The sequence below is a fragment of the Brevundimonas sp. Leaf280 genome (assembly GCF_001422455.1).
Lineage (GTDB): Bacteria > Pseudomonadota > Alphaproteobacteria > Caulobacterales > Caulobacteraceae > Brevundimonas.
On sequence record NZ_LMNC01000007.1, the window covers coordinates 1 to 19,512 of the forward strand.

The following is a 19,512-nucleotide window of genomic DNA, read 5'->3' on the forward strand; positions in this document are numbered from 1 at the left end:
CGTGATCGCAGCCGTCAACGTCGTCTTGCCGTGGTCAACGTGACCAATCGTGCCGATGTTGCAGTGCGGCTTCGTCCGTTCGAACTTTTCCTTGGCCATGGCCAAACTCCTGATGGCCCGGGTCCGTCAGCGGAGGGGCGCGATGCTGATCTTTTAAAAACCTGGAGCGGGTAGACGGGATCGAACCGACATCCTCAGCTTGGAAGGCTGCTGCACTACCATTGTGCTATACCCGCGCGGAGACTGCGGAAGTTCTTTGGGAACGCCGCAGCCGGTTCCTCTCCGTCGTCCTGATCCGTCGTATCCGTCAAGGCGCGTGGTGGGGGAAGAAGGACTCGAACCTTCGAAGCTTACGCAGGGGATTTACAGTCCCCCCCCTTTGCCACTCGGGACATTCCCCCAGCGCGCCTTGTCGAACCGTCGGACCCCTCGTTTCCGCCCATAAAGAAGCGGGACGAAACAAAAGCCTTCGGCTTGTCGCCTCCTCTAGGATAGAGGGGGCGCCCAGACCCGAAAGCCCTTGGGGCTCCAAATCGGAGGGCGTCTTATAGTGTCGTCGAAATCAGAACGCAACGACCGTAAAAGCGGTAAAAAACCGGTCTTCGGAAACCGTCCCGACGGCCTCCGCGACAAGGGCCAAAAGCCCGCTGCGCAAGGGTTTGGCCGGCGCGAGGAAACCCCTCGCCAGCCCCGTTCGCCCGATCGGGGCAAGTCGGACGCCGATAATTTTCTGTGGGGCCGACATCCAGTTCTGGCCGCTCTGGCGAATCCCGCCCGTCGCGGGATGGGTCGTCTGCTGGCCACGGCCGAGCGCGCCGCCGAGATCGAGAACAATGCTCTCGCAAACGGCCATAAGATCGAGGTGGTCGAAATCCAGGCCCTGACCCGGATGCTGCCCCCCGGCGCCGTGCATCAGGGACTGGCCTTCAAGGTCCAACCGCTGGAAGGCGTGTCGCTGGAAGAGCTGGCCGAGCCAGCTGGGGGCGTCATCGTCATGCTGGATCAGCTGACCGACCCCCAGAACGTCGGCGCCATCTTCCGCTCGGCCCTGGCGTTCGGCGCGCGGGGAATCATCGTTCAGGACCGGCATGCGCCGGCCCTCGCCGGCGCCCTGGCCAAGGCGGCCGTCGGCGCCACCGAACGCTTGCCCCATGCGCGCGTCACGAATCTGTCCCGTGCGCTGGAGCGGCTGGCCGACCTGGGCTGGCGCGCCGTCGGCCTGGACGGGACGGGCGAACAGACGCTGGAAGAGGCGCTGGATCATCAGCCGACCGTTCTGGTCATGGGATCCGAAGGCGACGGCATCCGTCGTCTGGTCGCCGAACATTGCGACGTTCTGGCCAAGATCCCCATGCCGGGTGGATTCGAGAGCCTGAACGTGTCCAATGCGGCGGCGGTCGCGCTTTATGAAGCGGCGCGCGCGCAACGCGGCTGACAGAAGGCCGCACCGAGGCTAAGGAGCGGAAATGGAATTCCTCTCGTCTCCCGAACTCGCCAGCCAGGCCACGGCCCTGGGCCAGGTCCTGCTCATGGATCTGGTCCTGGCCGGCGACAACGCCGTCGCCGTGGGCCTGGCCGCCGCCGCCCTGCCCCAGGACCAGCGCAAGAAGGCCATTCTGATCGGCCTGGCCGCCGCCGTCGTCATGCGAATCGGCTTTGCGCTGATCACCGTGCAACTGCTGGCTCTGGTCGGCCTGTTGCTGGCCGGCGGCCTTCTGCTGCTGTGGGTGTGCTGGAAGATGTGGCGCGAACTGCGCGAGCAGGCGACGCACGACCAAGCCGAGGCCGAAAAGGAACTCGAACTGGCCATGAGCATCGAGCACGGCTCTGGTCCGTCGCCCGAGGAACTGGGCCTGAAGCGCAAGAGCTTCGGCGCCGCCCTGCTTCAGATCATGGTCGCCGACATCACCATGTCGCTGGATAATGTGCTGGCCGTCGCCGGCGCCGCGCACGAACACCCCTGGATCATGGTCTTCGGCCTGGTCCTGTCGATCGCCCTGATGGGCGTCGCCGCCACCTATATCGCCAAGCTGCTGCACCGCTTCAGCTGGATCGGCTACATCGGTCTGGTCGTCGTCCTTTACGTCGCCCTGCACATGATCTGGGACGGCGCCCGTCAAGTGGTGGTGCGCACCGGCCATATGGACGAGTTCAACGCCTCGGCCCCCGCCTTCCTTGAGATCGGTCCCGAGGAAGCAGCCAAACATCTGGGCCAGAAGCGCACCGAGGACAGCCCGACGCCGGCGCCCGCCGAACCGACGGTGGCGCCATGACCGTCGCCACGGTCACCGTCGAAGAGGCCGCCGCCTGGCTGCAGGCCGGCGAAGCGGTGCTGATCGATGTGCGCGAGCCTCACGAGTTCGCCGCCGCCCGCATCGACGGCGCGATCCTGGCGCCGCTCAGCCAGATGCCCGCCGCTTGGGAGGCGTTGGACCTTCCGGCCGACAAGAATATCATCGTCCAATGCTTGAAGGGCGGCCGCAGCCACCAGGTCTGCGCCTTTGTCGGCCCGACCGGCCCCGACGGCCAGCCGCTGTTCAACCTGACCGGCGGCATCCAGGCCTGGAATGCGGCGGGGCTTCCCATCGTGTTCGCCGAACAGGACTGATCAAAGGACGCACAGACAAAAGCCGCGCTCGATCCCGAGCGCGGCTCTTTCTTTGCAACACACGTGGGGTGGATCAGCCGTCCGCGCCGCCGAAGCGTTCGGACCATTCCGCGACCTGGGCGTCCTCGATCTTGGCGAACAACACACCCTGGGCCTCGACCTTGCCGCCGACGGGCAGGACGTTCAGCAGATCCTCGTCGGCGCCAGGCCAGCTCAGGTCCTCCATCCCAACCGACGCCGCGATCTTGGGCGCAGTGAACGGCAGGATCGGCGCGGCCAGACGCGCGAACAGGGCCACCAGGTTCAGACCCGTGCGCACCCCGACCGCCGCGCGGTCTCGATCGGTCTTCAGCGCCGTCCAGGGCGCGGCGACCTGCAGATACTCGTTGCCCAACACCCAGGCGGCGCGGATGGCGACAGCGGCCTTTCTGAACTCCATCGCTTCCAACTGTTCGGTCGCCTCGGCGACGGCGGCCTTGATATCGGCCTCCAGCTGGATCTCGACCCGTCCGGCCTCGCCGCCCTCGGGCACCACGCCGTCGAATTTGGATTCCGCGAATTTGACGATGCGGTTGACGAAGTTGCCCAGCACGTCGGCCAGGTCCTTGTTGGTCGAGGCCTGGAAGTCCTCCCAGGTGAAGGCCGAATCCGCGTGCTCCGGCCCATAGGCCGTCAGACGCCAGCGCCAGTAGTCGGCCGGCAGCAGCTCCAGCGCCTGATCCATAAAGACGCCGCGCTTCTGGCTGGTCGAAAACTTGCCGCCATACCAGTTCAGCCAGTTGAAGGCTTTCAGCTGGTCCACGGTCTTCCACGGCTCGCCCGAGCCGATGATGGTCGCCGGGAAGCTGACGGTGTGGAAGGCGACGTTGTCCTTGCCCATGAACTGGACATAGCGAACGTCGTCCGCCCCCTCGTCCAAACGCCACCAGTCACGCCACGTATTGCCGGTCGCCTGCGCCCACTCCTCGGTCGCGCCGATATATTCGATGGGGGCGTCGAACCAGACGTAGAAGACCTTGTCCTCCATGCCTGGACGCGGGAACCCTTCCTTGGTCACCGGGATGCCCCAGGCCAGGTCGCGGGTGATGCCCCGGTCGATCAGCCCCTCGTCCAGATGTTTGTAGGCGATGGACTTGGCCAGCTGTTGCCAGCCGGTCTTGCCGTCAACCCAGGCGCGGATCTCGGGCTCGATCTTGGTCTGGAGCAGATAGAGGTGACGCGTGTCGCGCACCTCCAGGTTCTTGGAGCCCGACACCGACGAATAGGGGTCGATCAAATCGGTCGGGTCCAGCAGCCGCCCGCAGTTGTCGCACTGATCGCCGCGCGCGCCGACATGGCCGCAGTGCGGACACGTCCCCTCGACATAGCGGTCGGGCAGGAAGCGGGCGTCGTCGATCGAATAGATCATCCGATCCACCCGCTCTTCGATCAGGCCATTCTTCTCCAGCGCCTCGGCGAAATGCTGGGTCAGCCGATGGTTCTGCGGGTTCGACGACCGGCCAAACCAGTCGTAGCTCAGGCCGAAGGCCTGACCGGCGGCCTTCTGAATCTCGTGTTGCTCGTCGCAATAGGTGCGCACATCCTGACCGGCCGCGGCGGCGGCCAGTTCGGCCGGGGTGCCGTGTTCGTCGGTGGCGCAGATATAGAGCACCTCATGCCCCTGAGCCCGCTTGAACCGGGCCCAGACGTCGGCCGGCAACATCGAGCCCGCCAGATTCCCCAGGTGCTTGATGCCGTTGATGTAGGGCAGCGCCGAGGTGATGAGGATGCGGGCCATGATCGTCCAGGTGTTCGGGGAAGCGCAGGGATATAGAGCGGTGGCGCGGTTTCCTCAAACGCCTTGCGGCAGACGGCGCGCAATACGGATGAAACGCCCGGTCAGCAGGGTCGAGGACGCCAGGCTGGCGATCACCACCGCCCACACCAGGCCGTTGACGCCCATCTGGTGCGCCAGCACCCAGCCCAGCGGCATCATCACCGCCCCATAGGCGGCGAAATGCATGATGGTGGGCCACCAGACGTCGCCTGCCGCGCGGTTGGCCTGGGCCGCCACGACCTGAATGCCGTCCGCCACAAAGAACAGCGTCGCCAGCACCAGGGCCGGCGCCGCGATGGCCAGCAGGGCCGGGTCGCGATTGTAGGCGCCGACAATCAGATGGGCGCTGGGCCAGACCAGCAGGGCGACCACCAAGGTCAGGGCCGTCACGACGCCCAGCCCGACCAGCCCGGCGCGCATCACCCCTCGCCCGTCGCCGGCGCCATAGCTGCGGCCCACCAGCACCGCCGTCGCCGACGACAGCCCCATCGGCAGCATGAAGACGATGGCCGAGACGTTGAGCACAACCGCCCAGGCCGCCGTCTCCGCCGTACCGATCTGACCGGCGAAGAAGGTGAAACCGGAAAAGGCCCCGACCTCGATGAAATAGGATGCGCCGGCGCCCAGGCCGACCTTGACCTGTTCGCGCGCGGCCTTGGGATCGCGCTCGGGCTTGTCGAAGATGCCCAGCGCCCGCGCCTCGGGCAGACGCAGGATGTAGATCACCAGAAAGATCGCCAGCGCCGCCCGCGCCCCGAACGTCGCCCAGGCCGAGGCGAAGGCGCCGTCGAAGCCGAAGCCGAGCAGGTCCGGGACCAGCACGATGTTCAGCACCAGATTGACCCCGTTCGCCACCCACATGGCCACCATGCCGGGCTTGGGCCGGCCCAGAGCCTCCAGGAAGAACTGGCCCGTCACCGAGATCAGATAGAAGGGCATGGACAGGGCGAACACCACCAGGGCAGGCCCCGCGCCCTCCGCCAAACCATCCTCCAACCCCAGCTTGCCCAGTCCCCACGGGCCAATGACGATCAGGGCGATCATCGACACCACGCCTATCTGCAACGAATAGGTCAGGCCGCGACGCAGCACCGAGCCGACAGCGTGCCGACGCCCCTCGCCCAGCATCCGCGCCGTCATCACCTGCACGCCCAGCATCAAGCCAACTGCTGTCGTCACCACGATCGACGTCGGCGCCCAGGCCAGCGAATGGAACGCCAGTTCCTGGCTGGAATAGTTGCCCACCACGATGGCGTCGGTCAGCCCCATGGTCATGATCCCGATGCGCGCCAGGATCACCGGCCATGCCAGGTTCAGCAGGTCGCGGAAGGCGGTACGAGTCTGGGGGCTGAGCGCGATCATCGGACGCGGCACAGGCCACGCCGACCCGCCGGGGTCAACTCCCAAAAACTTTGAGGGCTTGGCCTACCAGGCGCCCAGTTCGCGCAGCTGACGCACCAGTTCTTCCGGAGCCTCGCCAGCGTCGAGGTCGGTCAGATCGACCGGCGCATCCTTGGGCTCGAAATATCGCCAGCCCTGGAAGGGTCGCCGGGCCATGGGCGCGGTGCGAATGACTTTGGGTTCGAGCGTGATCTCACAGCGGCTCTGCTTGCCCTCGCCCAAGGTTGTGATGTCCAGCACCGGTTGGCGACAGACGATCGTCCCCTTCACCACCCAATAAAGCGAGCCGCCGTCCTCGATCTCGGTCGCCCGTTTCGGCGTCATGCGTGTGTGGACGACGAGCGCCCCGCCCCGGGCGGCGCGGGCCTCCAGCCATTCGACGTCCGGCACCCCGACGCCCAGCTTGATCATGTGAAGCGGCATGGCGCCCACGTAGTGCCCCTTAGGCGCATTGGCCAGATTCTTAATCTAAAGGGGCTAGCTATGATCGCGCGCCGCTCAGCTCGCCCAGCGCGTTTAGGACCAGTATGTACGGATTGATTACCCGCCTGACGGCCCATGCCGGCCGCCGCGACGAACTAGGCCTCTGTTTGCTGGACCCCAATGTGAAGCGACCGGGCTGCCACAGCTACGTCGTGGCGCACGATGTGAATGACGCCGACGCCCTGCTCGTCACAGAGGTCTGGATGAGCAAGGCCTCGCACGATGCCTGGTTCAACACGATCCGCGAATCCAGAGTGATGCGTCCGGCGCTCGGCCTGATCGCGCTATGGGGCGATACAATCGTGACGCGCCCGATCGGCGGCGTGGGCCTTTAGTCCGCCTTCACCACCGCCAGCACGGCCGCCTCGACGACCTGATCGCCAAGAGACGCGACGCTTTCCACCACGCCGTCGAACGGCGCGGTCAGGGCATGTTCCATCTTCATGGCTTCCAGCACCACGACCGGTTGACCCTTGGTGACGGCGTCGCCGGCCTTGACCGGCGTCGCGACGATCTTGCCCGGCATGGGCGCGCGCAGCGAACCATCCGACACCGCGCCCGCGCCGGACCCCACGGCGGCGCGATAGGGCGTGACGCGACGCGCCTCGCCATCGACGAACAGGACGAAACCGTCGTCGATCGTCTGATAGCCGAACAGGCGATCCCCGGCCTGGACCTGATCGAACCCGACGTGGGCCAGTTCGCCCTGCGAACCGCGCCAGCCCGTTTCGACCGGCGTCACCGCAGCGGACACGCCCTGACCATCGACATGGGCCCAGACGGTCGTCTGCGCCGGCGCATTCAGGCGCACGCCATAGGACAGCCCCGGCTGGCCGCCCCAAGGGCTGAACAGGTCCGACCGCGTCTCGACCGCATCCGCCGCTGCTTCCGCAATCAGGGTCAGGGCCGCCAGCGTCGCCGCGTCGGATGGCTGCGGCTGCAACGCCGCCTCCTCCGCCGCGATGAAGCCCGTGTCCACATCGCCCGCGACGAAGCGCGGATGCTCGAGACAGCGCTTCAGGAAGCCGGCGTTGGCCTTGACCGGCCAGACCTCGACCTCGCCGGCCGCCTCGGCCAGACGCGCCGCCGCCGCCTCGCGCGTGTCCTCATGCACGATCAGCTTGGCGATCATGGGATCATAGAACTGGCTGACCTCGCCGCCCTGCTCCACGCCGGTATCGACGCGTATGCCTTCAGGCATGACGAAATGCTCCAGCTTGCCGATGGAAGGCAGGAAGCCGTTGGCCGGATCCTCCGCATACAGCCGCGCCTCCATGGCCCAGCCGTTCAGCTGGATCTCGGCCTGCTTCAGGGGGATCCGCTCGCCCGCCGCGACGCGGAATTGCCATTCGACCAGATCGACGCCCGTCACGCTCTCGGTCACGGGATGCTCGACTTGCAGCCGGGTGTTCATCTCCATGAACCAGACGCCGTCCGCCTTCAGCCCGTCCGAGGCGTCTGCGATGAACTCGATGGTCCCGGCCCCGACGTAGTTGACCGCCCGTGCCGCCTTGATCGCAGCCCCGGTCACGGCGGCGCGCACGGCCTCGCTCATGCCCGGCGCGGGCGCCTCTTCGACCACCTTCTGGTGGCGGCGTTGCAGCGAACAGTCACGCTCATAAAGGTGGACGACCTCGCCATGCTTGTCGCCGAACACCTGCACCTCGATGTGGCGTGGGCGGGTGATGTAGCGTTCGATCAGCACCCGGTCGTCGCCGAAGGCCGCCGCCCCCTCGCGCTTGGCGCTGGCCAGACCGGCGGCGAAATCGGCCGGATTATCGACCCGCTTCATCCCCTTGCCGCCGCCGCCCGCGACCGCCTTGATCAGCACCGGATAGCCGATCCGCGCCGCCTCGGCCGTCAGGGTTTCCTCCGACTGATCGGCGCCCTGATAGCCTGGCGTCACCGGCACCCCGGCCTGGATCATCAGCTCCTTGGCCGCGTCCTTCAGACCCATGGCGCGAATCGAGGACGGGTCCGGCCCAATCCAGATCAGGCCCGCTGCCGCGACCGCCTCGGCGAAGTCGGCGTTCTCGCTCAGGAAGCCATATCCGGGGTGGATCGCCTCTGCGCCCGTCGCCTTGGCCGCCGCCAGCACCTTGGCCCCGTCCAGATAGCTTTCGCGCGCCGCCGCCGGTCCGATCAGCACCGCCTCGTCGGCCTCGCGCACATGCAGGGCGTTGGCGTCCGCCTCGGAATAGACGGCGATGGTGCGAATCCCCATCCGCTTGGCGGTGCGGAAGACACGGCAGGCGATTTCGCCGCGATTGGCGACAAGGACGGACTTGAACATGAAGCGGTCTTAGCCGGATCGTGCGCATCAGGCGAGAGGTAGAGCACGACCCTTCTCACGCGACGCGGCAGGCGTTAAGCCCCTTCCATGTCCCTGCGCCCCCTCTTCGTCACCCAGGTCTATGAAGCCTCCCTCGCCGAAGGGCGTGGCTGGCCTGACTTCAACGCACAGCTGATCGACGTCATCCGGATGATGGCCGAGGAGGACGAGGCCGGCCGCCGGTGGTGCAAGGCCAACGCCTATCGCGGCTATACCTCCTACGGCTCGCTGGACGACCTGCCGCAGCGGTTCCCCGAGTTCGCCGAGCTGAAGCGTCACCTGGATCGCCATGCCGTCGCCTATGCCAAGGCCCTGAACTTCGACCTGGCGCGCAAACCCCGCCTCGACAATCTGTGGGTCAACATCCTGAAGCCCGGCGGCGGCCATACAGGTCACATCCACCCGCACGCTTTCCTGTCCGGCACCGTCTATATCGACGTGCCTGACGGCGCGTCGTCGCTGAAGCTGGAAGACCCCCGCCTGCCCTTCATGATGGCCCGCCCGTCGGTGACCGATGACGCGACCGAGGCCGAGCGGCCGTTCGTCTATCTGCAGCCTCAGGCAGGCACGGTGCTGATGTGGGAAAGCTGGCTGCGGCACGAGGTGCCGACCAACTTGGCCAAGGCCGACCGGATTTCGATCAGCTTCAACTACGCCTGAAGTCGGCCGCCGTTTCCGGCGGCCGATCAGCGCATTCAAACCGTCCAGCTGGCCTTGCGCTTTTCCAGGAAGGCGGCGACGCCCTCGCGGCCTTCGTCCGACACACGGGCGCGGGCGATGCGTTTGGCGGTTTCGTCCATCAGACCGTTGTCGATCTTGTGGTGGGCGATGTCGTTGACCAGACGCTTGGCCTCGCCCATCGCGCCCGGCGCATTGTTGGTCAGGCTGTCGCTCAGCATCGAGATGAACTCGTCCACCGATCCTTCAGGCAGCACGAGGTCGATCAGGCCGGCATGGGCGGCGTAGTCGGCGTCGAAGGCGTTGGCGGTCAGGAACAGCTGGCGGGCGCGGCGCGCGCCGACGGCCTCGATCACATAGGGGGCGATGGTCGCCGGGATCAGACCCAGCTTGACTTCGGAAAAGGCGAAGCGCGCCCCCTCGACCGCCACGGCCATGTCGCAGGCGGCGACGATTCCCGCTCCGCCGCCCATGGCGTTGCCCTCGACCACCGCCACCGTCAGGGCGGGAATGTCGTGCAGGGCCTTCAGCATTTTCGCCAGGCCCGTGGCGTCGTCGCGGTTGTCGCTCTCGGACCAGCCGGCGGCGTCGCGCATCCAGTTCAAATCGGCCCCGGCGCTGAAGGTGCCGCCCGCCCCCCGAATGAAGACGGCCCGCACTCGGTCTGCGCCGTGCAGCGTTTCGAACGCCTCATGCAGGGCCGCGATGGTCGCCGCGTCGAAGGCGTTCTTCTTCTGCGGACGGTTGATGGTGACGAAGACGACGCCGTCGGTGGTCGAATCGATCTGCACCAGATCATCGTCGGCGTCCGGCGCGGCATCGGGCACCAGCGGCTGGGCGATGCTGTTGATCTCGGCCGCCTCGGCGTCGGTGACGTCCAGGGCGTTGAGGTCGGCTTCGGTCGGTTGATCGGCCATGGGGGTCTCCAAACTGCGTGTCCGCTCACAACGAGGCGCGGACCAATAGGTTACATCCGGAACAGGCCGAACGTCGTCTCCGGGATGGGGGCGTTCAGGCTGGCGCTGATGGCTAGGCCCAGCACATCGCGGGTCTGGGCCGGGTCGATGACGCCGTCGTCCCACAGGCGGGCGGTGGCGTAATAGGGATTGCCCTCGTCCTCATACTTCTGGCGGATCGGCGCCTTGAAGGCCTCGGCGTCGTCCGCGCTCCAGGTCTCGGCGTCGCGGTGCACGGTAGCCAGCACGCTGGCGGCCTGCTCGCCGCCCATGACCCCGATCCGGCTGTTGGGCCAGGTGAACAGGAAGCGCGGTGAATAGGCCCGGCCGCACATGCCATAGTTCCCCGCGCCGAAACTGCCGCCGATCAGGACAGTGAACTTGGGCACCTCGGCCGAGGCCACGGCCGTCACCAGCTTGGCGCCGTCCTTGGCGATGCCGCCCGCCTCATATTTGCCGCCGACCATGAAGCCCGAAATGTTCTGCAGGAACAGCAGCGGAATCTTGCGCTTGCAGGCCAGTTCGATGAAGTGCGCGCCCTTCTGGGCGCTCTCGGAAAAGATGACGCCGTTGTTGGCCAGGATGGCGACCGGATAGCCCCAGATGCGCGCGAACCCGCACACCAGGGTCGAGCCGTACAGGCTCTTGAACTCGTCGAACTCCGACCCGTCCACCAGCCGGGCGATGACCTCGCGCACATCATAGGGGGCGCGCACGTCGTCCGGGATCAGGCCGTACAGCTCCTCTGCGTCGAAGGCCGGCGCGCGCGGTTCGCGCACATCCATCTCGACGGCCTTGGTCGTGTTCAGATTGGCGACGATGGAGCGCACGATCTCCAGCGCGTGCTCATCGTTCTCGGCGACATGATCGACCACGCCCGAGCGACGACCGTGGGTCTCCGCCCCGCCCAGTTCCTCGGCCGAGATGACCTCGCCTGTCGCCGCCTTCACCAACGGCGGCCCGGCCAGGAAGATGGCGCCCTGGTTCCTGACGATGATCGTCTCGTCCGACATGGCCGGCACATAGGCCCCTCCGGCGGTGGACAGGCCCATGACGCAGGCGATCTGGGCGATGCCCTTGGCGCTCATCCGGGCCTGGTTGAAGAAGATGCGGCCGAAATGGTCGCGGTCGGGAAACACCTCGGCCTGGTGCGGCAGATTGGCTCCGCCGCTATCGACCAGATAGACGCACGGCAGGCGGTTCTGCTCGGCGACTTCCTGGGCGCGGAGGTGCTTCTTGACCGTCATTGGGAAGTAGGCGCCGCCCTTCACCGTCGGGTCGTTGCAGACGATCATGACCTCTCGGCCCGAAACCCGGCCGATGCCGGCGATGACGCCCGCCGCCGGGGCCTCGCCGTCATACATGTCGTGCGCAGCCAGTTGCCCGATCTCCAGGAAGGGCGAGCCGGGATCCAGCAGGCGCTCGACGCGGTCGCGCGGCAACAGCTTGCCGCGAGCGACGTGACGGTCGCGCGACTTGTCGGACCCGCCGCGCGCGGCATTGGCCACATGGTCGCGCAACTCGGCGACCAGGGCGCTGTTGTGCGCGTGCAGGGACTTGTATTTTTGGCTTTGCGGATCGACCGCTGACGTCAGCTTCGGCATGGGGCTGGTTTAGGCGGGGTCGCGGGGCGCCACAAGCGTCTGCCGCCATCCTTGCTTCCTCGCCCCTTTTCGCCTATAGGCCCCGCCTTTCCAGGGCTTCGGTCCTGTCGCGGAGCACCAAAGGGTTGGACGTTCGGTCCGGCCGCCGCGCCAGGAGCCATCGTGGAGACCGACTTACCCGGTCGTTTCCGCGCCGACGCCCACAAGGGAGACTACCGCATGGCTCTTTACGAGCACACGGTCATGACGCGCCAGGATATCTCGGCGCAACAGGCCGAAGCGCTAAATGACACCATCAAGGATCTGATCGTCGCCGGTGGTGGCTCGGTCGCAAAGATCGAATACTGGGGTTTGCGCAACCTGACCTACCGCGTGAAGAAGAACCGCAAGGCTCACTATTCGCTGCTGGCCGTCGACGCCCCTCCGGCCGCCATGGCCGAAGTCGAGCGTCAGCTGTCGATCAACGAAGACGTGCTGCGCTGGCTGACCGTCCGCGTCGAGGAACTCGACCTGGAACTGTCGCCGCTGCTGGCCCGCCGCGAGCGTGAACGCGAGCGTGAGCGCGAGCGCACCCCGCGCGACGACGCCGCCGCCGACGCCGAATAAGGAACCCGGAACATGACCGATACCACCGCCCCGACCCCGGGCGCACCGGCGGGCTCCGGCGCCGCCGGCCGCCGCCCCTTCTATCGTCGCCGCAAGGTCTGCCCGTTCTCGGGCGCCAATGCGCCGAAGATCGACTACAAGGACGTCAAGCTGCTGCAGCGTTACGTCTCCGAACGCGGCAAGATCGTGCCTTCGCGCATCACCGCCGTCTCCCAGAAGAAGCAGCGTGAACTGGCCAAGGCCATCAAGCGCGCTCGCTATCTGGCCCTCCTGCCTTACGTGGTGAAGTGAGATGAAGGTCGTTCTGCTTGAACGCGTCGAGAATCTCGGCGCCATCGGCGACGTCGTGTCCGTCAAGGACGGCTTCGCCCGTAACTTCCTTCTGCCGCGCGACAAGGCCCGCCGGGCCACCGCCGCCAACCTGAAGGCGTTCGAACTCGACCGCGCCGCCATCGAGCAGCGCAACGAGAAGAACAAGGCCGACGCACAGAAGGTCGCCGACAAGATCGACGGCCAGACCTACGTCATGATCCGTCAGGCCGGTGAAACCGGTCACCTGTACGGTTCGGTCGCCGGTCGCGACGTCGCCGAGGCCATCCAGGCCGAAGGCGGCAAGGTCGAGCGCTCGCAGGTCGTCTTGAACACGGCGATCAAGAGCCTGGGCGTCCACGAAGTGCCGGTTCGCCTGCACGCCGAGGTCCGCGCCACGGTCAAGATCAACATCGCCCGCTCGATGGACGAGGCCGAGCGCCAAGCCAAGGGCGAGGACGTGATCCGCAGCCAGTTCGACGATGAGCGCCAGGCCGCCGAGCAATCGGCCCAGGAACTGATCGAAGGTGGCGCCGGTCAACAAGAAGGCTTCGGCGACGAAGCCTGATCCGACCGGATCCCAAACGACATCAAGGGCGCGTCTCGCAAGGGACGCGCCCTTTTTGCTGCGCGGCAGACGGTCGCCAACCGCACGGCCGATCGCCACCTTGATCTATGACAAGATTACAACAAACCCAGATCATTGATCTCCCAGACGGACATCTAGACATTAAGCTTGCTTGACGTCGTCACATTGCGGTCACAGCCTGCAATCGCGGCTCGCGTTTCGATTATACGCGCAAGATTATTGCGCCTCTCGAGAAGCTGGCTCAGGGCGACGGCATGGCGGCCTGCCGAGCGCCGACACAGAGGGCTGTCGTGCATCGTCGGGGACTATCAATGAAAATCGGATACGGTCGTCAGGCCCTATTGGCCTTTGCCTCCACCAGCGCGCTCTTCATCGCCTCATCGGCGTTCGCCCAGACAACCCCTCCGCCAAGTGAAGCCACCGATGTCGATGAGATCGTCGTCACCGGCACGCGCACCGTTGGGCGCAGCCGGCTCGACAGCGTCGCGCCCGTCGATGTCATCACCGGCGAAACTCTGGCGAAACAGGGCACCGGCACAGAATTGGCCGCGGCCCTCGCCGCCACCGCGCCGTCCATCAACTTCCCTCGTCCCGCCATTTCCGACGGCTCGGATCATGTTCGTCCGGCAACCCTGCGCGGTCTGGCTCCTGACCAGACCCTTGTCCTGATCAACGGTCAGCGCGGCCACGTCGGCGCCCTGGTCAACGTCAACGGCGCGCTCGGCCGTGGCTCGACCGCCTTCGACCTGAATACGATTCCGTCGATCAGCCTTGGCTCGGTCGAAGTCCTGCGTGACGGCGCTTCGGCGCAGTACGGCGCCGACGCCATCGCCGGCGTCATCAATCTGCGTCTGCGCCAGGCGTCGACCGGCGGCGGCATCACCGCCAACTACGGTATCTACGACACCGACTTCACGACCGCGCGCGGCGAGCACAGCCGCCGCGACGGCGAACAGACCTCGCTCGCCGGCTGGATCGGCCTGCCCCTGTTTGGCGACGGCTTCCTGACCCTTTCGGGCGAAGTCCAGAAACGCCAGCCCACCAATCGCTCCGACTACGCTGCGACCACCGCCGTCAACGGAGGCAGTGCGACCACCGTCATCGGTCGCTTCGGCGATCCCTATACCGAAGCCTACACCGGCTATTTCAACGCCGGCAAACCGCTTGGCGGCGAATGGGAAGCCTACGCCTTCGGCGGCTATCAGAATCGCAAGTCCGAGGCTGCGGCGACCGCCCGCGCCTTCAACAACTCCAACAACGTCACCGCCATCTATCCCAATGGCTTCCTGCCGATCATCGCCGCCGACATCGACGACTACAATATATATGGCGGCCTGAAAGGCCCCGCAGCCGGCTTCGACTGGGACATCTCGGTCGGCTATGGGCGTAATGAGCTGGACTATCGCGTCTTGAACTCCCTGAACGCCTCCTATGGCGCCGCCTCCCAGACCCAATTCGACGCTGGCGGCCTCAGCTACGGTCAACTGACCATCGGCGTCGATGCGGTCAAACAGATCGAAGCGAACCTGTATGAACCGCTCAACGTCGCCTTCGGCGTTGAATACCGACGTGAGGACTTCAACGTCACCGCAGGCGAGCCGACATCCTACAACAAGGGCCCCGTCACGGCCGGCGGCGCCGGATCGCAGGGCTTCCCTGGCTTTGCGCCATCCAATGCGGTCGATGTCGATCGCAACAACATCAGCGCCTACATCGACCTGGAGGGCAAATTCTCCGAGCAGTTCAGTGTCGGTCTGGCCGGGCGCTACGAGGACTATTCCGATTTCGGCGATCAGTTCACGGGCAAGATTTCGGGACGCTACGACTTCACCGAGGCCTTCGCCCTGCGTGGCGCCATATCGACTGGCTTCAAATCGCCAGCCCTTCAGCAACAGTACTTCAGCTACATCGCCACCAACCTTGTCGCCACAGCGGGCGGCGTGGTGCTTCAACAGAACGGCTCGTATCGGGTCGATGATCCCATCGCGATCGCCCTGGGTTCAAAGCCGCTCGAGCCCGAGACCTCGACCAACTACTCGCTTGGCGCGGTCTTCCGACATGAGGGCTTTGAGCTGACGGTGGACACCTACCGCATCGATGTCGCTGACCGGATCATCTATTCCGAGACGCTCGGCGTGTCGCGGCCCAGCCAGACGGCGCAATCCACGGCTGCCATTCAGGCTCTGCTCGCTCCGTTCGGCGTCACCGGCGCGCGGTTCTTCCTGAACGGTGTGGACACCTCGACCAGCGGCGTTGATGTCGTGGCGCGCTATCGGACGCAGCAGGATTTCGGGCGGTTCGATTTCACACTGGCGGGCAACTTCAACTCCACCGAAGTGACCAAGACGCCAGCGGTTCCCAGCAACCTCGCCATTGCCCCGTCCGACGCCTTCCTCTTCGACCGCTCTTCCAAACTGTCGTTTGAGCAAGGCACGCCGGAACAGAAGATCGTCGCCAGCGTGGACTGGTCGCTGGGCGACTTCGGTGCGACCTTGAAGGGCACCAGCTACGACAGCGTTCTGGTCGCCAACAACAACGCCACCCTGGACTACGAAACGGGCGACGCGCTGCTCGTGGACCTGGAGGGCCGCTACACTCTGCCGTTCGGCGTGTCGCTCGCTGTCGGCGTGAACAACCTGACCGACGAATATCCAACCGCCACGCCGATCAACATCAACGGCGCGACGGGTTCGGTGGGTTACCCGAGCTATTCGCCTTATGGCTTCAACGGCCGCTTCTTCTACGGCCGGCTGAGCTACAGCTTCTAAGCCAACTGATATCCCACTCGAATGGGGCGTTCTTCGGAGCGCCCCATTTTGCGTGGCGATAGATTTCCTACTGACTGCTGCAACAAAACATGGCCGCCTGCGTCGATTGACCCGCCGCACCTTCGCCCTGATATGGCCATGACCGCCGGGACCTCCCCGACCTTGCGGTTGGAGAGGCCATGAAGATCACCCCCCGTTTTACGGCGACGCCGCCCGCCATCGCGCGATGTTGCGGCTGAGACCGCAAGACACCTGAACTTCGGATCGACTTCAAAGCCCGTCGCGGTCAGCGGCGGCGATGCGCGCTCGCGCCAAAAACAGACTTTAGGAAATCTCTCAATGCGCTCTCTTTCTCAACGGGCCGCCGCACCGGCCCTGCTCGCCACCGTCTCGACCTTCGCCCTGCTGACCGCCGCCCCGGCCTTTGCTCAAAGCGCCGAACCCGTCGCCGATGAGGCCGCGCAGGTGGACGACATTGTCGTGACCGGCACGCGGGTCCAGAACCGCTCGCGCCTCGACACCCTGGCGCCCGTCGATGTCGTGACGTCCGAGGCGTTGCAGACGCGTGGCACGACCGAGTTCGCCACGGCCCTGGCCCAGGCCGTGCCGTCGCTGAGCTTCCAGCGGCCGTCCGCCAACGATGGCTCGGACTCGATCCGCCCGATCACTCTGCGCGGCCTGTCGCCGGACCAGACGCTGGTTCTGGTCAACGGCACGCGTCGCCATGCGTCGGCCCTGGTCAACGTCAACGGCGTGGTGGGGCGCGGGTCGGCCGCTGTCGACTTGAACACCATTCCGACCGGCGCTCTGGACCGGGTGGAGGTGCTGCGCGACGGCGCCTCGGCCCAGTATGGCTCGGACGCTATCGCCGGTGTGGTGAACCTGCGCCTGAAGGAGGCCTCCAGCGGCGGCGGCGCCAGCGTGACCTACGGCCAGTATTTCACCACGGTGAAGACCGCGCGCGGCGAACGCGACGAGACCGACGGCGGCACAGTTACGGCCTCGGCCTGGCAAGGGTTCTCACTGGGCGACGACGGCTTTCTGACCCTGTCGGCGGAGTATCTGAACCGCGAGTCGACCAATCGCTCGGACTATGACCCCCGTGCGGCGGCGAACGGCGCGATCACCGCCCGGTTCGGCGATCCGGATGTGGAGCAGTGGACCGTGTTCGCCAACGCCGGCAAGGGCCTGGGCAACGGCTGGGAGGCCTATGGCTGGGCCGGCTATCAGGACCGCGACAGCGAAGGCGCCGCCTTCCCTCGCCTTTCCGACAACGTCAACAATGTCGCCTCGATCTACCCGAACGGCTTCCTGCCGAAGGTCGCCATCAATTCGAAAGACGCCTCGCTGGCCGGCGGCCTGCGCGGCGAACTGGCGGGCTGGAACACGGACATCAGCCTGACCTATGGCCGCAATGCTCTGGACTTCCGCACCGAGGATTCGCTGAACTCCACCTACGGCGCGACTTCGCCGACCAGCTTCGAGTCCGGCAGCCTGATCTATGACCAGTTGGTGCTGGGCGCCGACTTCAGCCGTGAGTTCGAGGTCGGTCTGTCCGGCGGCCCACTGAACTTCGCCTGGGGGCTGGAGCAGCGCTGGGAAAACTACAAGATCGAGGCCGGCCAGCCTGAAAGCTACAACCGCGGGCCGTTGGGCGCCAACACCGCCCTGACCGGCGGCGCCCAGGGCTTCGTCGGCTTCCAGCCCTCGAACGCCGTGGATGTCGACCGCGACAACTTCGCCGCATACGCCGACGTCGAAATTCCCCTGACCGACAAGCTGCGCGTCGAGGGCGCCGTGCGGTTCGAGGACTATTCCGATTTCGGCGACACCCAGACGGGAAAGGTGTCGGCCCGCTATGACTTCACCCCCAGCTTCGCCCTGCGCGGTTCGGTCTCGACCGCCTTCCGCGCGCCGTCGTTGCAGCAGTCGTATTTCACCTCCACCGCCTCGGTGATCCAGAACGGCGCCGTCGTCGAAACCGGCACATTCCCGGCCACCAGCGCGGTCGCGACGGCTCTTGGCGCGCGTCCGCTGAAGGCTGAGACCTCGACCAACTACTCGGTGGGCGCCGTGGTGCGTCTGGGCCGGTTCGACCTGACGGTCGACGCCTACAAGATCGACATCGACGATCAGATCGTTCTGTCGGAACTGATCAACCGGACGTTCTCGGGCCAGGTCGCCGGCCTGCTGGATCCGCAAGGCGTTCAGGCCGCGCGCTTCTTCCTGAACGGGGTCTCGACCTCGACCGAAGGCGTGGACATCGTCGGGCGTTATCGTCTGCCGACCGATACGCTCGGCGATTTCGACTTCACCGTCGCGGCGAACTTCAACGATGTGTCTGTCAACCGCGTGCCGACGTCCTCCTCGGTTCTGAACCCGGTGCCGACCCTGTTCGCCCGCCAACGCATCCTGACCATCGAAGACGGCACGCCCGACACCAAGGTTTCGGCGTCGGCGGACTGGAGCCGGGACAAGTGGGGCGCCACGATTCGCGCCACCTACTATGGCGACGTGCTGCAACCCGGATCGACGGCGGCGAACGACTATAGCACCGGGGCCAAGACGGTCGTGGATCTGGAAGGCCGGTTCCAGTTGACCGAGCGCGTGGGCGTGGCGATCGGCGTGGACAATGTGTTCGACGAATATCCGGACTTCGTGCCGGCGTCGCTGAACTCCAACGGCGTTCTGGGCTTCCCCTACTATTCGCCGTTCGGTTTCAACGGTCGTTACGGCTATGCGCGCCTCAGCCTGAAATGGTGAGGTCGGCCTGATCGCCGGCCAGGCAGGGGCGCTCTTCGGAGCGCCCTTTTGCTTGTTTGCATTACGAAACCTTCAGCTTGGCCGTTCTGCTTCGCCCCAGTTGCGACACATATCGCCGTTCAATCTAGGCGCAGCCAGAGGGGGCTTTGGAGGGGACCAGATGAAGACCAGATCGATCGCAACCGGCGTCCTGGCGCTGTCGCTTTTCGCCGGCGCCGCCAGCGCCATGACGGTGCAAGAGTTTCTGACCACCGCCAACGCCATCCCGCAGAATCCGACCGCCCTGCTGCGTTCGGACACCCGCCGCCTGATGGCCGAGTTCCGGGGCGCCGTTCGCACCGTCCGCGCCGAACAAACCCAGGCCAAGGCGGCCGGCCGCCAGCCCGCGACGTGCATGCCGGACAAGGTCAGCGTCTCGCCCCACGCAATTTTGGGCCGTTTCAACGCCGTCCCGCAAAACCGCCGCAACATCAGCGTGACCCAGGCCTTCCGCGAATGGATGGCGCACGACTATCCCTGCGCCTGACGCGCGCCGATTGAGGAATTCCGGTTCGTCCCCAAGGCGGGACGATCTGTCCACGGTCCAGGCGGCGTCCGCG

18 protein-coding genes and 2 tRNA genes are annotated in these 19,512 nt (G+C 65.9%); 11 read left to right on the forward strand and 9 right to left on the reverse strand.

Features of this window, described 5'->3' with window-relative positions; translation table 11 throughout:
* The 3 genes from ASF31_RS14330 to ASF31_RS12390 all read right to left on the reverse strand — a co-directional run.
* The coding region (locus ASF31_RS14330; protein WP_156356048.1) for a GTP-binding protein at positions 1–99 on the reverse strand (99 nt) is incomplete at its 3' end.
* Positions 100–162: 63 nt separating this feature from the next.
* Positions 163–236 (reverse strand) — tRNA-Gly (locus ASF31_RS12385).
* 81 nt (positions 237–317) lie between these two features.
* Positions 318–401: transfer RNA gene (locus ASF31_RS12390), tRNA-Tyr, on the reverse strand.
* Between the two features lie 149 nt (positions 402–550).
* Between ASF31_RS12390 and rlmB the strand changes: the two genes are divergently transcribed.
* From rlmB to ASF31_RS12405, 3 genes are read left to right on the forward strand one after another with little or no spacing between them, the layout of a single operon-like run.
* On the forward strand, positions 551–1,435 hold the full coding sequence (rlmB, locus tag ASF31_RS12395) for a 23S rRNA (guanosine(2251)-2'-O)-methyltransferase RlmB (RefSeq protein WP_082465141.1): 885 nt from the start codon (positions 551–553) through the stop codon (positions 1,433–1,435).
* 31 nt (positions 1,436–1,466) lie between these two features.
* A complete protein-coding gene (locus ASF31_RS12400) occupies positions 1,467–2,273 on the forward strand; it encodes a TerC family protein (protein WP_055754934.1) in 807 nt (268 codons plus the stop codon).
* Positions 2,270–2,608, forward strand: coding sequence for a rhodanese-like domain-containing protein (locus tag ASF31_RS12405; protein ID WP_055754935.1), 339 nt, complete (start codon positions 2,270–2,272; stop codon positions 2,606–2,608). The genes ASF31_RS12400 and ASF31_RS12405 overlap by 4 nt, the downstream gene beginning before the upstream one ends.
* Positions 2,609–2,681: 73 nt before the next feature.
* On the opposite strand, the gene metG is transcribed toward ASF31_RS12405, so the two are convergent.
* From metG to ASF31_RS12420, 3 genes are read right to left on the reverse strand one after another with little or no spacing between them, the layout of a single operon-like run.
* On the reverse strand, positions 2,682–4,385 hold the full coding sequence (metG, locus tag ASF31_RS12410) for a methionine--tRNA ligase (RefSeq protein WP_055754936.1): 1,704 nt from the start codon (positions 4,383–4,385) through the stop codon (positions 2,682–2,684).
* Between the two features lie 54 nt (positions 4,386–4,439).
* Positions 4,440–5,798, reverse strand: a complete 1,359-nt coding sequence (locus ASF31_RS12415) for an MATE family efflux transporter (RefSeq protein WP_235551333.1) — start codon at positions 5,796–5,798, stop codon at positions 4,440–4,442.
* A 51-nt stretch (positions 5,799–5,849) separates the two neighbouring features.
* Positions 5,850–6,248: a DUF1489 family protein gene (locus tag ASF31_RS12420; RefSeq protein ID WP_055755036.1), complete on the reverse strand. Its 399-nt coding sequence runs from the start codon at positions 6,246–6,248 to the stop codon at positions 5,850–5,852.
* Positions 6,249–6,352: 104 nt separating this feature from the next.
* On the opposite strand from ASF31_RS12420, the gene ASF31_RS12425 reads away from it, so the two are divergent.
* Positions 6,353–6,643 carry a putative quinol monooxygenase gene (locus tag ASF31_RS12425; protein WP_055754938.1) on the forward strand — a complete coding sequence of 97 codons (291 nt, stop codon included), beginning with the start codon at positions 6,353–6,355 and terminating at the stop codon, positions 6,641–6,643.
* Here the strand turns inward: ASF31_RS12425 and ASF31_RS12430 are convergent.
* The gene (locus ASF31_RS12430) at positions 6,640–8,601 is read right to left on the reverse strand and encodes a biotin carboxylase N-terminal domain-containing protein (RefSeq protein WP_055754939.1); all 1,962 of its coding nucleotides are present in this window, start codon (positions 8,599–8,601) and stop codon (positions 6,640–6,642) included. The two genes, ASF31_RS12425 and ASF31_RS12430, sit on opposite strands and share 4 nt — an antisense overlap.
* 87 nt (positions 8,602–8,688) lie before the next feature.
* On the opposite strand from ASF31_RS12430, the gene ASF31_RS12435 reads away from it, so the two are divergent.
* A complete protein-coding gene (locus ASF31_RS12435) occupies positions 8,689–9,300 on the forward strand; it encodes a TIGR02466 family protein (protein WP_055754940.1) in 612 nt (203 codons plus the stop codon).
* A gap of 35 nt (positions 9,301–9,335) precedes the next feature.
* On the opposite strand, the gene ASF31_RS12440 is transcribed toward ASF31_RS12435, so the two are convergent.
* Both ASF31_RS12440 and ASF31_RS12445 read right to left on the reverse strand, forming a co-directional pair.
* A complete protein-coding gene (locus ASF31_RS12440) occupies positions 9,336–10,235 on the reverse strand; it encodes an enoyl-CoA hydratase-related protein (RefSeq protein WP_055754941.1) in 900 nt (299 codons plus the stop codon).
* A 50-nt stretch (positions 10,236–10,285) separates the two neighbouring features.
* On the reverse strand, positions 10,286–11,878 hold the full coding sequence (locus ASF31_RS12445) for a carboxyl transferase domain-containing protein (protein WP_055754942.1): 1,593 nt from the start codon (positions 11,876–11,878) through the stop codon (positions 10,286–10,288).
* Between the two features lie 219 nt (positions 11,879–12,097).
* Here ASF31_RS12445 and rpsF point away from each other — a divergent pair, with 219 nt between their 5' ends.
* The 6 genes from rpsF to ASF31_RS12475 all read left to right on the forward strand — a co-directional run bounded on the left by rpsF (position 12,098) and on the right by ASF31_RS12475 (position 19,439).
* Complete coding sequence (gene rpsF / locus ASF31_RS12450) at positions 12,098–12,484, forward strand: 30S ribosomal protein S6 (RefSeq protein ID WP_026108635.1); 387 nt, start codon at positions 12,098–12,100, stop codon at positions 12,482–12,484.
* Between the two features lie 12 nt (positions 12,485–12,496).
* Positions 12,497–12,775: a 30S ribosomal protein S18 gene (gene rpsR, locus ASF31_RS12455; RefSeq protein WP_008259463.1), complete on the forward strand. Its 279-nt coding sequence runs from the start codon at positions 12,497–12,499 to the stop codon at positions 12,773–12,775.
* 1 nt (position 12,776) lies between these two features.
* On the forward strand, positions 12,777–13,361 hold the full coding sequence (rplI, locus tag ASF31_RS12460) for a 50S ribosomal protein L9 (RefSeq protein ID WP_055754943.1): 585 nt from the start codon (positions 12,777–12,779) through the stop codon (positions 13,359–13,361).
* A 332-nt stretch (positions 13,362–13,693) separates the two neighbouring features.
* Positions 13,694–16,150: a TonB-dependent siderophore receptor gene (locus ASF31_RS12465; RefSeq protein ID WP_055754944.1), complete on the forward strand. Its 2,457-nt coding sequence runs from the start codon at positions 13,694–13,696 to the stop codon at positions 16,148–16,150.
* 339 nt (positions 16,151–16,489) lie between these two features.
* Positions 16,490–18,913, forward strand: coding sequence for a TonB-dependent siderophore receptor (locus ASF31_RS12470; protein ID WP_055754945.1), 2,424 nt, complete (start codon positions 16,490–16,492; stop codon positions 18,911–18,913).
* Between the two features lie 160 nt (positions 18,914–19,073).
* Entirely contained in the window at positions 19,074–19,439 is a 366-nt protein-coding gene (locus tag ASF31_RS12475) for a hypothetical protein (RefSeq protein ID WP_055754946.1), read from the forward strand.
* Positions 19,440–19,512: the final 73 nt, after the last annotated feature.